This window comes from Pseudomonas sp. G.S.17 (assembly GCF_038096165.1).
In the GTDB taxonomy this organism is placed as follows: domain Bacteria; phylum Pseudomonadota; class Gammaproteobacteria; order Pseudomonadales; family Pseudomonadaceae; genus Aquipseudomonas.
Map to the genome: position 1 here is coordinate 1,489,499 of NZ_CP151076.1, position 14,975 is coordinate 1,504,473.

Genomic DNA, 14,975 nt, shown 5'->3' on the forward strand with positions numbered 1-14,975 from the left:
GCAAGCTCGCTCCCACAATTCCCATCGAACCTTACAACGACCCAAACACCTTCTTCGCCAGACTCGTCGCCGCTGCGGCCGGGTTGGCGCGGATGGTTTCTTCCTGTTTGGCGATCATTTCGAACAAACCGTTCAGCGCCTGTTCCGTCACGTAGCCCTCGATGTTCGAGCTTTTCGCATCCAGAACACCCAACGTCGCGGCCTGACCGGCGAACGAGTTGTACTTCTGCGCCAGGCCAACCTTGTCCGTGGCTTGCTTGACGATAGGCAGGAACTTGGCGCGGATCTGTTCGCGACTGGTGCTGTTCAGGTACTGCGTGGCGGAATCCTTGCCACCGCTGAGAATGCCCTTGGCGTCAGCCACGGTCATCTTTTTCACGGCATCCACCAGCAACGTCTGCGCTTGCGGCATGGCGGCTTCAGCGGCCTGGTTCATGCTGGTTTCCAGCTGGTCGACCTGCGCGCCCATGCCGAACTGTTTCATTTTCTTCGCAACCTTGCCCAGACTGCCCGGCAGTTCAATGCGTACGTCCTGGTTGTTGCTGAAGCCGCCGGGCTTGCCCAGTTGCTTGACCGCTATCTGCGCGCCCTGGGTCAGCGCGTCCTTGAGGCCGCCGGTTGCATCCGCCTGGGACAGATCGTTCAAGGATGCGGCAAATACGTTGGCCGACAGCAGCAAGCCTGCGCACAGGCTGGCAAAGGTAGACGGGGAGCGAAGCATGGCAGCATCCTTTTCAAGGGGAATCTTGGTAGCCGCGCCGAACAGGCATCGGCGCTGGGGAGTGAGGGTATCAGGAACTCAGCGTGGCGGATTCAGGCGGATGCGCAGCGGCTGTTGATCGCTGCCGTCCAGCTTGACGCTGTAGTGATCGGTGCTGATAAACAGCAATTGGCCATCTGACTCAATGCGCGCGCTGACGGCATAACGATGGCCGGGTTGAATCTGCTTGCTGTCGTATTGCAGATGAAAAGGCAGCGGCACCTGGCCTTTTATCGGTCCGCTCTGACGCGCCAGCACCACGGCAGGGGCGTCAACCAGCGAGACGTCCTGCAAGGTGACGCTCAAGGTTGCCGAAGGCGGCAGGGCCATGCGCTGCAGATAGAAGACTTCGCCATCGAGGCTGGCCTGACTGTTGGACTGAAAGGTGCTGCAAGCACCGAGCATCGCAGTCATGAGGATGAGTGCAAGATTTTTCATCGGGATCTCCCTATCGGTTGGTGCCGGTTTAAACCCGGCACCAAATTGCGAAATTTAGCGGATTTCCTCAACCGGGTCAGCTTCGGTTACATCTTCGTTGCGATGCAAGGCGACCTGGCGAATTGACAGCCGAATCTCTGCAGGCAGCACCCGCTTCGCCGCGCCTTCAGCCAGTTCCCCCAGCAACGGGTGATAACTGAGCTTGCCGTTGGCATCCTTGCGCAGGACGCCCAGGTCCAGCAGGGTTTGAATGAAGTGGCGGAACAGGCTCTTGTCGAAAAACTCCGGCGCATTCAGGCCATGCAGGATCGACAACCGTTGCGCCATCACCGTACACAGGTCTTCCAGTTCTTCGGCGCTCAGGGTGTTCTGGCCGCTGTTGAGCAACAGCGAGGTGGCCATGTAGAAGCGCTGCAAGGTCTGGGCAATCGCCCGCGACAGCAGGGTCAACAATACGAACTCGCGGGAACTCGGTGCAGGGCGCAGGTACACATCATTTTCGAAACGGAGCAGACCCTGTTCGACAAACGCTTCCAGCCATTGATCGACCACCGCATCCAGCTCTTCCAGCGACCAGCGGATGAACAGCTCGGATTGCAGGTACGGATAGAGCGCACGGGTGTAGCGCAGCAGCAATTCGCGGGTCATGCGCGACGAGCTCTGGAAGAAGCTGGCCAGCAATGACGGCAGGGCGAAAATATGCAGCACGTTGTTGCGGTAATAGGTCATCAGGACGGCGTTCTGTTCATCCAGATACAGAATCTTGCCCAGCGCGTCCTTTTGCTCCGAGAGCAGCTCCATGCCTTTCACGTGTTCGATCAATGCTCGGCCGTCACCTTCGGGCAACGTGGTGTGCGGCGAATACGGCACTCGGCGTAGCAATGTCAGATAAAGGTCGAGCACGCGGGCCATGGCCTGATCATCCAGCGCCAGTCGTTGCGTCGAAAGCAGCGCCAGCGCCACCAGATTTACCGGGTTGATGGCGGCGGCTTCGTTCAGATGCCGGGCAACGCGTTCGCCCAGGCGATTGGTGGTTTCGTTGAGCCATGCCGGGCGAAACTGCGGCCCCAGCTCCTGCGTGCGCCAGTCCGCTTGCTCCGAGTCGAGAAATTCCGCGAGCTTGATCGGCTCGCCGAAGTTGACCGATACCTGGCCGAAGCGCTGCTTGAGCGCGCCAATCACCTTGAAAATGTCGAAAATCGACTCCTTCTTCTTGGTCGCGCCACGCAGTTCGCCCAGATACGTGCGACCTTCGAGAACCCGCTCGTAACCGATATACACCGGCACGAACACGATGGGCATCCGCGAGTTGCGCAAAAAGCTGCGCAAGGTGATCGCCAGCATGCCGGTCTTGGGTTGCAACATGCGCCCGGTGCGCGAACGGCCGCCCTCGACGAAGTATTCGACCGGGAAACCTTTGGTGAACAGGGTATGCATGTATTCGTTGAACACCGAGGTGTACAGCGGATTGCCCTTGAACGTGCGGCGCATGAAAAACGCTCCGCCCCGGCGCAGCAGGCTGCCGATCACCGGCATGTTCAGGTTGATCCCGGCAGCGACATGCGGTGGCGTCAGGCCGTTGCGGAACAGCAGATACGAGAGCAGCAGGTAATCGATATGGCTGCGGTGGCAGGGCACATAAATGATCTCATTGCCCTGCGCCACGTTCTGCACGCCTTCGATATGACTGACCTTGACGCCATCGTAGATCTTGTTCCAGAACCAGCTCAGCACCACTTCGAGAAAACGAATGGCCGAATAGGTGTAGTCCGAAGCGATTTCGTTGCCGTAGCGCAGAGCTTGCTCGCGAGCCTTGTCGACGGGGATTTTCTCGCGTTCGGCTTCATCCAGGATCGCCTGCTTGACCAGCGGCTCGTCCAGCAGTCCCTTGACCAGATTGCGCCGGTGCGAGACATCCGGGCCGATCACGGCGGTCTTCAGGTTGCGGAAATGCGTGCGCAGCAGACGCTGGGTCATGCGCAGGGTCAGCTCGTGGCCCTTGTTCTCGTTGATCAGGTCGCGCAGATGGATCGGTGCGGAAAACTGCACCCGGGTCTTGCGCCCCAGAATCAGGATGCTGACCAGCCGCCTTAGCCGTCCGGTCACCGCCCAGCTGTCGGCAAATAATAATTTCCACGGGCTCGACTCGCGATCCGGCGACTGACCCCAGAACACGCTGACCGGAATGATCTGCGCATCCTCGGTGGCGTTCTGGCTCACGGCGCTGATCAAACGTTCCAGCGTCGGCGGCGCACCGCTCTTGTCCTGACGGCCCAGCCAGTCCGGCCCCGGCGTCAGGTAGAAGAAGGCTGCCGGCTCGATCAGCTCGCCCACCGAGACCGACAATACTGGCCGAGGCAATCCCGCCTTGCGGCACTCGGTATCGATCACCGCCAGATCGCTCAGTGAAGGCGATTGCAAGGCGTAGAACACCGGTCGACTGCGGTCGAGATTGAGGGTGAAAGACGATTGATTAATGGTCTCGGAGCGCACCCAGAGATACAACAATCGGCGCAGTGTGCCGAACACAAGACGGCGGAACGGAGAGCGGGTCATACGGCTTCTGCTAAAAAGGGGCGGAGCCCACGAGGGCGCCAGTTTGCCGTATCTGGCGGGGATGGGCAAAAGGCGCAACCACCGTTGGAGCGAGGCTTGCCCGCGAAGAACGATAACGCGGTGGGTCTGGTCCACCGAGGCGCCTGATTCGCGGGCAAGCCTCGCTCCAACGGGGGTGTATTTCAGATCCCTGTGGGAGCCGAGCTTGCTCGCGAAGGCGTCAGGTCAGGCAATAAAGCAGTCGGCCGAAAGAATCCATCGCGGGCAAGCCTCGCTCCAACGCGGTATTTAGCAGCTCACGCCGTATGCCAGGTAATCTCTTCCTCGCCATCTGCGCTGATGCGAATCCAGCGGTCGGCGGTTTCGTCGCTTTCTTCTTCGACCCAGGTGCCGGGTGCGCAGCGTACTTCGACGTTCAGGGCGGCAAACGCAGCGCGGCCGCAGGCGATGTCGTCTTCCCACGGCGTATCGCCGCTTTCCAGATACAGGCTGTTCCACTTGCCGACCGCCTTGGGCAGCCAGGTCACGGGCACGTTGCCGGCCGTGCATTTCCAGGTCTGGCCTTTCTGTACCCAGTCCGTGCACGGGCCGATGGCTGCGCTGAGCCAGGTGGCGATGGCCTTGTAGTCGACGTCAGCGTCTTTCAGGTAAATCTCGATATCGGGTTGGCGCATGGATGCCTCGTAAGAAATTGAAAAAATCCATTCGCGGATTCAGTCGAGTGCCTCGCCAATGCAAGACACCTTCATTCAGATAGTTATTGGCGCACGAAATAATCGTAGCGCATGGAAACCGTGACTTCGAACGGCTCAACCTGCTCGATGACATTGGCCCGACGTTCCGCGCTGGCGCGCCAGCCGTGGGGCGTCATGGCCAGCAGGTTGGCGCGAGCCTGACCGTCGATCAGGCTCAGTTTGAAGCGCAGGGTTTCGCTGTGATCCAGCAGCATGCCTTCAGGCACCAGGGCCAGATGCTTGTCGTCAGCATAGTCGCGAACTTCGTCGTACAGGCGCTCGCGCAGCTCCATCAGATGCTCGCTGGTCGGACCGACGCGCATCAGCCCGCCGCCCGGCGTCAGCAAGCGCTTGGCTTCGTTCCAGTCCAGCGGGCTGAACACGCTGGCAAGGAACTGACAGCTGGCGTCCGGCAGCGGCACGCGCGCCATGCTGGCAATCAACCAGGTCAGCTGCGGATTGCGACGGCAGGCGCGTTTGACCGCTTCCCGGGAAATATCCAGCGCATAACCGTCGGCTTGCGGCAGGGCGGCGGCGATTTGCGCGGTGTAATAACCCTCGCCACAACCGATGTCCAGCCAGCGCGCCGGGGCACGTTCGACGGCCAGTTCTGCCAGGCGTTTCGCCACCGGCGCGTAATGCCCGGCGTTGAGAAAGTCCCGCCGCGCCTCGACCATGGCCTGGTTGTCGCCAGGATCGCGGCTGTTCTTGTGCTGCACCGGCAACAGGTTCAGATAACCCTGGCGCGCGCGGTCGAAGCGATGATTCGCCGGGCACGCCACGCCTTTGTCCACCGCGCTGAGCGGCGCCGAGCAGATCGGGCAGGTAAGCATCATGCGAGCAGTTTGACCAGGGTCTGATAGTAGATTTCAGTCAGCACGTCGAGATCGCTGGCCAGCACGCGTTCGTTGACCTGGTGAATGGTCGCGTTGACCGGTCCCAGCTCGACAACCTGGGTGCCCATGGTGGCAATGAAGCGACCATCGGAAGTCCCGCCGCTGGTGGACGCCTTGGTCTCGCGACCGGTAACCGCGCGAATGCTGTCGGACACCGCGTCCAGCAAATCACCCGGCTCGGTCAGGAATGGCAGACCGGACAGCGCCCAGTCCACGTGCCAGTCCAGCTCATGCTTGTCGAGGATGGTCGCGACCCGCTGCTTCAAGCCTTCGACCGTGGATTCGGTGGAGAAACGGAAGTTGAAGATCGCCACCAACTCACCGGGGATCACGTTGGTCGCGCCGGTGCCGGAATTCAGGTTGGAGATCTGGAAACTCGTTGGCGGGAAGAATGCATTGCCTTCGTCCCAATGCTCGGCGGCCAGTTCGGCCAGCGCCGCAGCGGCCAGGTGAATCGGATTGCGCGCCAGATGCGGATAGGCCACGTGACCTTGTTTGCCGCGCACGGTCAGGGTTGCGCCGAGAGAGCCGCGCCGACCGTTCTTCACGACGTCGCCGACCAGCGTGGTACTCGACGGTTCGCCGACAATGCACCAGTCCATGCGCTCGTTGCGCGCCTTGAGGATTTCCACCACGGCTTTGGTGCCGTGATGCGCCGGGCCTTCTTCGTCGCTGGTAATCAGAAAGGCAATCGAGCCTTTGTGGTTCGGGTGATCACCGACAAACCGTTCGGCCGCCACCAGCATCGCCGCGAGGCTGCCTTTCATGTCCGCCGCGCCACGGCCGCAGAGCATGCCGTCAGCATCTATCAAGGCGTCGAACGGGTCATTCTGCCAGGCGTTCACCGGTCCGGTAGGCACTACGTCGGTATGCCCGGCGAAACACAGGACCGGACCTTCACTGCTGCCATGGCTGGCCCAGAAGTTATCCACATCCTCGATACGCATCGGCTCCAGCTTGAAGCCGGCATCGCCCAGGCGTTGCATCATCACTGCCTGACAGTCGGCATCGATAGGTGTCACCGAAGGACGACGGATCAGGTCGCAGGCGAGTTGAAGAGTGGGCGAAAGTTCGGCTGGGGCCGTCATGTACAGGACTCCGGTGGTATGTCTGTAAGCGCGAAAAGGCGCGTATCTTAAAGCAAAAACGACGACCGAAGGCCGCCGTTTAGTCTTGCCGAGATTTATGTCAAACCGTAGCCGGCTCCGTAATCACCACCGGTTTGGGCAGCGACGACAGGAAAGCCATGATCAACGCCGCCAGATATGGCAGCGATTGCACCACGAGCATGATGACCCAGAAGCGCATGTCGGCGCTCGGCAAGCCTTGCACCAGACAAATCCCGGTCGCCGCGCCCCACAACAGCAGCATGATGAACAGTTCTTCCCTCGCTTCGGAAATCGCCACCAGCAGACCATGGCTGGCGGCGTTTTTCGGGGTCCGGAAGAACGGAATGCTCGTCGTGAAGAAGCCATACAACACGGCTTTGGCGATGGTATGCGACAACGCAAGCCCGGCCAGCGCGGCGTAGAACGCATCCTTGAGGTTGACGCCCACGGCGCGACGATAGAGGAAGATGATCTTGCCGACCTTGAACACGAACAGCGCGAGCGGCGGGATGGCGAAGATCAGCAACGGCGGGTCGACGCGTTTGGGCACGATGATCATCGCCGACGACCAGAGCAGTGCGCCGACAGTGAAGAAGATGTTCATGCCATCGGCGACCCACGGCAGCCAGCCCGCGAGAAAGTGGTAGCGCTGGCCGCGCGTCAGTTCGGTGTCCTTGCCGCGCAGCAGGCTCGACGCATGGCGCTTGATGATCTGGATCGCGCCGTACGCCCAACGGAAACGCTGCTTCTTGAAGTCGATGAAGGTATCGGGCATCAAGCCCTTGCCGAAACTGTTGTGCGCGTACGCTGCGGAATAGCCCTTTTCGAAAACCCGCAGGCCCAGCTCAGCGTCGTCGCAGATGCACCAGTCGGCCCAGCCCAGTTCTTCGAGCACTGAGCGCCGGGTCATGGTCATGGTGCCGTGCTGGATGATCGCGTCGCGGTCGTTGCGGGTGACCATGCCGATATGGAAGAAACCCTTGTACTCGGAATAGCACAGCTTCTTGAAGGTACTTTCGTGCTGGTCGCGATAGTCCTGGGGCGACTGCACCACGGCGATTTTCGGGTCGGCGAAGTGCGGCACCATGTGTTTGAGCCAGTTGCGGTCGACGCAGTAATCCGAGTCGATCACGGCAATCACTTCGGCATCCGGCGCGGTGTGCGGAATCAGGTAATTCAGCGCGCCGCCCTTGAAACCGGCGAGTGGGGCGACGTGGAAGAACTTGAAGCGCGAACCCAGCATTTCGCAATGGGCTTTGACCGGCTCCCAGACCGCCGGGTCCTTGGTGTTGTTATCGATCAGCAGGACTTCGAAATCCGGATAATCCAGGGCCGCCAGCGCGTTCAGGGTCTGTTTGACCATTTCCGGCGGCTCATTGTAGCAAGGCACGTGAATCGACACCTTCGGGCGGTAGGCATTATCCGTTTCGACTGGCAGGAATTCGCGCCGCCGCTTATGAGTCCAGACTGCTTCGGCCAGTTCATGAGCCTCGGTCAGCAGCACGATAAATACGCCCAGCGCACCCAACGCCAGGAGGAATCCGACCAGCAAACTGAACCAGGTGCTGTATTGCTGGCTGTAGTCGTAGCCGATCCATACCAGCACTGAGCCACACAGAAATGCAACGAAGGTCAGAAAGGTGCGGCCGCGCTGGCGCAGGGCCGAGCCGTCGATCAACAGCAACGCCAGTGACAACATCGCCAGCACCACTGAACCGATGGCCAGCACACGCCATTGCGGAATGGCCACCACCGGGCCTTCAAAGTTGAATTTCTGCTGGCGATTGGCGTTGTACACGCCCCAATACGCGCCCACCGACCCTTCATCGCTGGCTTTCCACGGCTGATCGAAGGCTTCGATCACAAAGTAGTTGTAGCCTTGCCGGTTGAGCTTGTTGACCAGCGTGCGCAGGTAAATCGCCTGGTCGGCCTGGGTTGCGTCAGCACCGCCACGCATCCGCCCGTTGCTCGGCCAGCCGACCTCCGAAAGCAACAGCGGTTTCTTGGGGAACATCTTTTTCAGTTCCCGGGCGCGGTCGAGGACAAACTGGCCGGACTCGCTCATGGGGATGAATTCCCAGTACGGCAGAATGTGCGCGGCCACCAGATCCACGTGTTTGCCCAGTTCCGGGTATTTCTCCCAGATGTGCCACTGCTCGGAAGTGGTCACTGGCACTTTGACTGCGGCGCGCACCCGATCCAGCAAGGCGCTCAGTTCACCGACGGTAATCTCTTCGCGGAACAATGCTTCGTTGCCGACCACCACACGAACGACGCTGCGCGAGGTATTGGCCAGCTCGATGGCGCGGGTGATTTCCCGCTCGTTACGTTCGGCGTCCGGACTGATCCAGATGCCCAGCGTCACCCGCAAACCAAATTCTTCCGCCAGTTTGGGGATATCGCCCAGCGAGCCGTCCACCGAATAAGTACGAATACTGTCGGTTTGCTTGCTCATCAACTCCAGGTCCTGACGCATTTCATCGTCGGACGGGTACACGTCCTTTTGTGGGTTTTGTCCCGGACGGAAGGGCGAATAGGAGAACCCCGAGATTTGCTCAGGCCAGTCCGGGGCCGTGACCGGGCGATTGATCAACGCCCAGAAGCCGGTAAACAACGCGGCAATCGCCACGACTACAACAAGATTGAGCCCAAATTTACGCGATGACATAGATGCTTCTGGTTCCAAAGGGTGGAACGGGGAATCGCCGGCGAATGCCTGCTGTCAGGTACTTTGGCAGCTTACGCGTGTTGAAGTTCTTTTCTGAGATTGTTGTAGGAAAATTAACCATCGTACACCGCCCGTTGGCGCGAACTTGTGTGGGAGCGAGCTTGCTCGCGAAGAGGCCTGTCAGATCGCTTCGCCAACAAGTTGGCTCCTACAGAATTTGCGTTTGGCCATGGAGTGCGTACATTTTCTGACCAATCACTCGCCACATGGATGCCCTCACCGCCGCAACGCCCTATAATGCGCGCCGGTTTTCGGGATATTGGTCATGAGCACAGAAGATCCACGGTTTGCAGGCGTCGCCCGTTTGTATGGCATCGAGGGCCTGGAACGGCTGCGCGCGGCTCATGTGGCGGTGGTCGGCATCGGCGGAGTCGGCTCCTGGGCGGCTGAAGCCATGGCGCGCTGTGGCGTTGGCGAGATTTCCCTGTTCGACATGGACGACGTCTGCGTCAGCAACAGCAACCGTCAACTGCACGCGCTGGACAGCACCGTCGGCCGGCCCAAGGTTGAAGTGATGGCCGAACGGTTGCGCGCCATCAACCCGGACTGCATCGTGCATGCGGTGGCGGATTTCGTAACCCGCGACACCATGGCCGAATACATCACGTCCGATCTGGATTGCGTGCTGGATTGCATCGACAGCGTTAACGCCAAGGCCGCGCTGATCGCCTGGTGCAAGCGCCGCAAGATTCAGATCATCACCACCGGTGGCGCCGGCGGGCAGATTGATCCGACGCAGATTCAGGTCTGCGATCTGAACCGTACTTTCAACGATCCGCTGGCTTCCAAGGTCCGTTCGACCTTGCGCCGCGACTATGGCTTTTCCCGCACCGTGACCCGTCACTACAGCGTGCCGTGCGTGTTTTCCTCGGAACAGCTGCGCTATCCCAAGCCTGACGGCAGCATTTGCCTGCAGAAAAGCTTTGTCGGCGACGGCGTGAAACTCGATTGTGCCGGTGGTTTTGGCGCAGTGATGATGGTGACGGCGACCTTCGGCATGGTTGCGACGACCAAAGCCGTGGACAAGATTGTTGCCGGGACGCGGCGTCCTTCAGAACGTGCTAAACCGGTTTCGGTGCCGCCACCTCAGCCCGCCACGGCTGCAATTTGATGCATTTTTTGTAAGACAGCGTTCAGTCCGTTACTGCGCGAAGGCGACAGCTGACGGCTCAGGCCGAGCAGGTTGAACCAGTCCGGCAGATCAACCTGCTGTAATTCCTCTGCCGACAGGCCATTGACCCGCGCCAGCAACACCGCGACCAGACCGCGAATCACTCGCGCATCGCTGCTGGCCCGAAACTGCCAACGGCCTGCGCTGAAATCCCCCACCAGCCAGACCTTGCTTTCGCAGCCGTGCACCAGATGCTCGTCGCTTTTCTCGTCATCGCTCAGCGCGGGCAGGCGTTCGCCCCACTGCATGAGCAGACGCGCACGTTGCTCCCAACCCTGAAGCTGGTTAAAGGTTTCCAGTGCAGTTTGCGCGTCGGCGGGCAGCTTCATTGCAGCAGCTCCAAAGCCTGATCCAGCGCCCTGAAAAAACGCTCCAGGTCTTCTGAATCGTTGTACAGCGCCAGAGAAACCCGGATTGCGCCGGGCAAACCCAAGCTCTTCAACAGCGGCATGGCGCAATGATGACCAGCGCGTACGGCGACGCCCTGTTCGGTGAGTAAATGCGCCAGATCAGCGTTGTGCACGCCTTCGACGACGAAGCTGACCAACGCCAGTTGCGGGGCGCCCAGCACCCGAATGCCGGGCCGTTGTTGCAAGCCTTCCAGCAACAGCGCGTGCAGTCGGGCTTCGTGCTCGACCACTGCGGCGTGATCGAGGCTTTGCAGGTAATCCAGCGTCGCGCCCAGACCAATCACGCTTGCAATCGGCGGCGTGCCAGCCTCGAAACCCAGCGGGGCAGGGCGGAATTTCGCGTGGTGATAGTCCGTTGTCAGGACCATCTCCCCGCCAAACTGCCAGTGATTGAGGCGAGACAAGGCGTCATGGCGGCCGTACAACACGCCGAGGCCTTCCGGGCCATACAGTTTGTGGCTGGAAAACACGTAGAAATCGCAGCCCAGCGCCTGCACGTCATGCCGACCATGCACCACACCCTGAGCGCCATCCACCACGGTCAGCGCATGGTTGGCCTTGGCCAGCGCCAATAGTTGAGGCAGCGGCTGCCAGGCGCCGAGCACGTTGGACAACTGGCTGACGGCCAGCAGTCGGGTGCGCGGGCCGATCAGCCGAGCGGCAGCGTCCAGATCAATCAGGCCATCGGCTGCCAGCGGCAGGACCACCAGTTTCAGATCCCGGCGTTGGGCCAATTGCTGCCAGGGCAACAGGTTGGCGTGATGCTCCAGAGCGCTGATGGCGATTTCATCACCCGCTGCGAACTCATGCTCCAGGCCGTAAGCCAGCAGATTGAGCGCCGAGGTTGCACCATGGGTGAAGACGATCTGCCCGGATTCACTGGCATTGAGCCACGTGGCGACTTTGCCACGGCTATCTTCGAATGCCTGGGTGGCAAGCGCTCCCGGTAAATGCTGGGCACGATGCACATTGGCCGCGCCATTGGCGTAGTAATGATTCAGGGCATCCAGCAGTGCCTGGGGTTTTTGCGTGGTGGCGGCGTTGTCCAGATAGGTCTGGCCTTGCCGTTGCAGGGCGGCGATGGCTGGGAAGTCAGCGCGCCAGGGAGACGAGAGGGGCATCGTTTTAGCTCGGTGAATCGGGTTCGGCCTGCCGTTAAGGCAGGCGCGAACCCGGACGCGGCATCGATCAGTTGTGAGCGTGCAGCGTTTCGTTCAGCTCGATGGCCGACTTGTGGGTTTTGCATTCCACAGCGCCGGTTTGCGAGTTGCGGCGGAACAGCAGGTCCGGTTGACCGGCAAGATCACGCGCCTTGACCACTTTGACCAACTGGTTCTTGTCGTCCAGCAGGGCCACTTTGGTGCCAGCGGTGACGTACAGACCGGACTCAACAGTGTTGCGATCGCCCAACGGAATGCCGATCCCGGCGTTGGCGCCGATCAGGCAGCCTTCGCCAACCTTGATCACGATGTTGCCGCCGCCGGACAAGGTGCCCATGGTCGAGCAACCGCCGCCCAGGTCCGAACCCTTGCCGACGAAAACGCCCGCCGAAACGCGGCCTTCGATCATGCCCGGGCCTTCGGTACCGCCGTTGAAGTTGACGAAACCTTCGTGCATCACGGTGGTGCCCTCGCCGATGTAGGCGCCCAGACGTACGCGAGCGCTGTCAGCGATACGCACGCCGCTCGGCACCACGTAGTCAGTCATTTTCGGGAACTTGTCCACCGAGAACACTTCCAGCAGCTCGCCCTTGAGGCGCGCTTCCAGTTGCCGCTCGGCGAGTTCGCCCAGGTCGACAGCGCCCTGGCTGGTCCAGGCCACGTTTGGCAGCAGCGGGAAGATTCCGCCCAGGTTCAAGCCGTGCGGCTTGGCCAGACGATGGGACAGCAGGTGCAGCTTGAGGTACGCCTCAGGCGTCGAAGTCAGTGCCGCGTCTTCGGCCAGCAGGGTCGCCACCAGTGGATTGTGGCTTTCTGCCAGACGGGTCAGCAACGCTGCCTGAATGCTGTCGACAGATTTCAGCGCGTCGGCCAGCTTCAGGGCCATGTCGGTGTTGAAAGTGATTGCCTGGTTGCCGCCGGTATAACCCAGAACCGGGGACACGGCTGCGATCAGCTCAGCGGACGGATTGATCAACGGCTGGGCGTAAAAGACTTCCAGCCACGTGCCTTGACGATTTTGAGTGCCGACGCCAAAGGCCAGGCTGAACAGGGTAGTGGACATGCGAATACCTCTTACTGATTAAAGGACCATCGATAGCGCTCTGGCTTATCGGATGGCCGCTGCATACAAGTCGGGTTTAAAGCCAATCAGGGTTTTGTCGCCGAGATCAAGCACCGGGCGCTTGATCATCGAGGGTTGCGCCAGCATCAGTTCTATCGCCTTGGCCTGATCGAGATCGGTCTTCTGTCCGTCGTCGAGCTTGCGAAACGTTGTCCCTGCTCTGTTCAGCACAACCTGCCAGCCGTGTTCATTGCACCACTGCGTCAGGTGCTCACGGTCGATGCCGACAGTTTTATAGTCATGAAAATCGTAGCTCACGGCCTTCTCATCGAGCCAGGTGCGCGCCTTCTTCATGGTGTCGCAGGCTTTGATGCCGTAGAGAGTGTAAGTCATTGATTTCTATACACCTAAAGAACCTCTCCAAAAATCCCCAATATATCCCCAAAACTCAGCCCGATATTATGCCACGTCGATCCATTCAGCGCCTCGGCTGTCACGGTAGAGATCTGTCATCTTCGCGGACCTGTGCCCGAGCAGCATCTGCGGGTCACGGCCTTCTGCGGCGTGCAGCCTGGCAGCCAGCGAGCGCATTTCGTGGAACGTTGGCGGCGTCTTTCCAAGATCGATACCCATCTCCGCTGCCGCTCTATCCCTAGCCTCGGAAAACAACTTGGTCAACGTATCGAGCATTACCGGCATTCCTGCCTTGGCCCGGCTAATTGTCCGGCTATGATGGATCAGGTGTTGTGACAGAACACGGTCACGACACAGCTTTATTACACTGCCCAGATCTAAGTCGAGGGACTCAAGCCGCAACTTCGTACTAATCCGAAGTCTGGCCCCCGTCTTTGACTGGATGACGTGCAGATAACCATCACGCTCATCCTTGAACAGCATCGAGGCGAGATCATCCCGACGTTGACCAGTCAGAACGGCCAGCTCCATCGCCCGCTTCAGCCAGGCATGTTTGGCTTGGGCGTGAATCGCTTTCCATAGTTCAAGGGTCAGACGCTCCCGTTTGATCACCACCCTGGCCGCCTTGGTCACTTCCACCGGGTTGACGTCCGTCCAGCCTGCCGCCATCGCTTCCATGAATGTGTCGCGCAACAGCGAACGCATGGCCCGCGACATTTGCGCTTTACCTTCCTTCGCCATGTCCGTTAAATACTTGGCTACATCCATTGTCGTGACATCACGGATATCTTTATGTCCGAACTCAGCATCCAGTCTTTTGATGCGCATCCCGACGTTTTTGTTACTTGATGCTGATAATCCTCGCTCCTTATATATGGTGCGGTACTCTTCGAGCCATTCAGAAAACAGGCGTGACTTAACTGCAGGTGCTGCTGGTTGCTGGCTTACGCGGTCAAACAACGTTGGCTTGAGTATCTGTGCGAAGTTGGCGGCAATCGCTTCTTGGATAGCCGCCTCCTTATCCTTGCCAAGGCCGAACATCCGCCCGCTTACGGGATCGCGATAGGTGTAATAGGTCTGACCGTTTCGACTATCAGTCTTGCGGTACAGGTTGGGTGGCAGGTCTTTCGACCCGGTATTACGCGGCCTGGGAACCATGGCGTGCTCTCGCTATTCGACTTATCAAGCTTGAGCCAAGCGGGATTCTTTCCGCTGGCGCTGGCTCTTTGTAGCAGGCGCTCTGCTCTACATAGTAGCGGCTGCCGTGCTTTACGGGGGCGGGGCTGATACGTCCGGTTCGAGCCCATGTGCGGAGGGTGTTCAGAGTGGGAGGCGTCTTGAACTGCTCCGCTGCCCACTCCTCAAGCGTCATCTTTGGCATCTGTACCGCCTCCCTGACTCGTCAGGTTTTGATTGATCTTCGAATCTGCCAACTAAGGAAAATTTTCCTGAATTACCACAAGGCCAAACCCGAGACCTTGTTGCGACCGCTGCGTCAGTCCGCGCCACGATTTCGTTATGCGCGTTTCGTGGCGC

Annotated in this window: 14 protein-coding genes; 1 reads left to right on the plus strand and 13 read right to left on the minus strand. The window is 59.9% G+C overall.

The genetic code is table 11. The annotated features are described in order from the left end of the window. Nucleotides 1–31: 31 nt before the first annotated feature. The 7 genes from AABC73_RS06720 to AABC73_RS06750 form a co-directional block, all read right to left on the minus strand. The gene (locus AABC73_RS06720) at nucleotides 32–721 is read right to left on the minus strand and encodes a DUF4197 domain-containing protein (RefSeq protein ID WP_341522947.1); all 690 of its coding nucleotides are present in this window, start codon (nucleotides 719–721) and stop codon (nucleotides 32–34) included. A 78-nt stretch (nucleotides 722–799) separates the two neighbouring features. Further along, nucleotides 800–1,198 (minus strand): YbaY family lipoprotein, encoded by a 399-nt coding sequence (locus tag AABC73_RS06725; protein WP_341522948.1) that lies wholly within the window; start codon nucleotides 1,196–1,198, stop codon nucleotides 800–802. 54 nt (nucleotides 1,199–1,252) lie between these two features. After that, nucleotides 1,253–3,754, minus strand: coding sequence for a glycerol-3-phosphate 1-O-acyltransferase PlsB (plsB, locus tag AABC73_RS06730; protein WP_341522949.1), 2,502 nt, complete (start codon nucleotides 3,752–3,754; stop codon nucleotides 1,253–1,255). Nucleotides 3,755–4,050: 296 nt separating this feature from the next. Then, on the minus strand, nucleotides 4,051–4,428 hold the full coding sequence (locus tag AABC73_RS06735; protein WP_341522950.1) for a hypothetical protein: 378 nt from the start codon (nucleotides 4,426–4,428) through the stop codon (nucleotides 4,051–4,053). A gap of 83 nt (nucleotides 4,429–4,511) precedes the next feature. Beyond that, on the minus strand, nucleotides 4,512–5,321 hold the full coding sequence (locus AABC73_RS06740) for a putative RNA methyltransferase (RefSeq protein ID WP_341524184.1): 810 nt from the start codon (nucleotides 5,319–5,321) through the stop codon (nucleotides 4,512–4,514). Continuing rightward, nucleotides 5,321–6,472, minus strand: coding sequence for a succinyl-diaminopimelate desuccinylase (dapE, locus tag AABC73_RS06745; RefSeq protein ID WP_341522951.1), 1,152 nt, complete (start codon nucleotides 6,470–6,472; stop codon nucleotides 5,321–5,323). The genes AABC73_RS06740 and dapE overlap by 1 nt, the downstream gene beginning before the upstream one ends. A gap of 100 nt (nucleotides 6,473–6,572) precedes the next feature. Beyond that, nucleotides 6,573–9,161 (minus strand): glycosyltransferase, encoded by a 2,589-nt coding sequence (locus tag AABC73_RS06750; RefSeq protein WP_341522952.1) that lies wholly within the window; start codon nucleotides 9,159–9,161, stop codon nucleotides 6,573–6,575. Between the two features lie 325 nt (nucleotides 9,162–9,486). Between AABC73_RS06750 and tcdA the strand changes: the two genes are divergently transcribed. Beyond that, the gene (tcdA, locus tag AABC73_RS06755) at nucleotides 9,487–10,332 is read left to right on the plus strand and encodes a tRNA cyclic N6-threonylcarbamoyladenosine(37) synthase TcdA (protein WP_341522953.1); all 846 of its coding nucleotides are present in this window, start codon (nucleotides 9,487–9,489) and stop codon (nucleotides 10,330–10,332) included. On the opposite strand, the gene AABC73_RS06760 is transcribed toward tcdA, so the two are convergent. The 6 genes from AABC73_RS06760 to AABC73_RS06785 all read right to left on the minus strand — a co-directional run bounded on the left by AABC73_RS06760 (nucleotide 10,308) and on the right by AABC73_RS06785 (nucleotide 14,820). Continuing rightward, nucleotides 10,308–10,721 carry a SufE family protein gene (locus AABC73_RS06760; RefSeq protein WP_341522954.1) on the minus strand — a complete coding sequence of 138 codons (414 nt, stop codon included), beginning with the start codon at nucleotides 10,719–10,721 and terminating at the stop codon, nucleotides 10,308–10,310. The genes tcdA and AABC73_RS06760 overlap by 25 nt on opposite strands. Further along, on the minus strand, nucleotides 10,718–11,923 hold the full coding sequence (locus AABC73_RS06765; protein ID WP_341522955.1) for a cysteine desulfurase: 1,206 nt from the start codon (nucleotides 11,921–11,923) through the stop codon (nucleotides 10,718–10,720). The genes AABC73_RS06760 and AABC73_RS06765 overlap by 4 nt, the downstream gene beginning before the upstream one ends. A gap of 67 nt (nucleotides 11,924–11,990) precedes the next feature. Then, complete coding sequence (gene dapD, locus AABC73_RS06770; protein ID WP_331148979.1) at nucleotides 11,991–13,025, minus strand: 2,3,4,5-tetrahydropyridine-2,6-dicarboxylate N-succinyltransferase; 1,035 nt, start codon at nucleotides 13,023–13,025, stop codon at nucleotides 11,991–11,993. Between the two features lie 45 nt (nucleotides 13,026–13,070). Then, nucleotides 13,071–13,418 (minus strand): ArsC family reductase, encoded by a 348-nt coding sequence (locus tag AABC73_RS06775; RefSeq protein ID WP_341522956.1) that lies wholly within the window; start codon nucleotides 13,416–13,418, stop codon nucleotides 13,071–13,073. 66 nt (nucleotides 13,419–13,484) lie between these two features. Then, nucleotides 13,485–14,597, minus strand: a complete 1,113-nt coding sequence (locus AABC73_RS06780) for a phage integrase Arm DNA-binding domain-containing protein (protein ID WP_341522957.1) — start codon at nucleotides 14,595–14,597, stop codon at nucleotides 13,485–13,487. Beyond that, nucleotides 14,578–14,820 carry an excisionase gene (locus AABC73_RS06785; protein WP_341522958.1) on the minus strand — a complete coding sequence of 81 codons (243 nt, stop codon included), beginning with the start codon at nucleotides 14,818–14,820 and terminating at the stop codon, nucleotides 14,578–14,580. The genes AABC73_RS06780 and AABC73_RS06785 overlap by 20 nt, the downstream gene beginning before the upstream one ends. Between the last annotated feature and the right edge of the window lie 155 nt (nucleotides 14,821–14,975).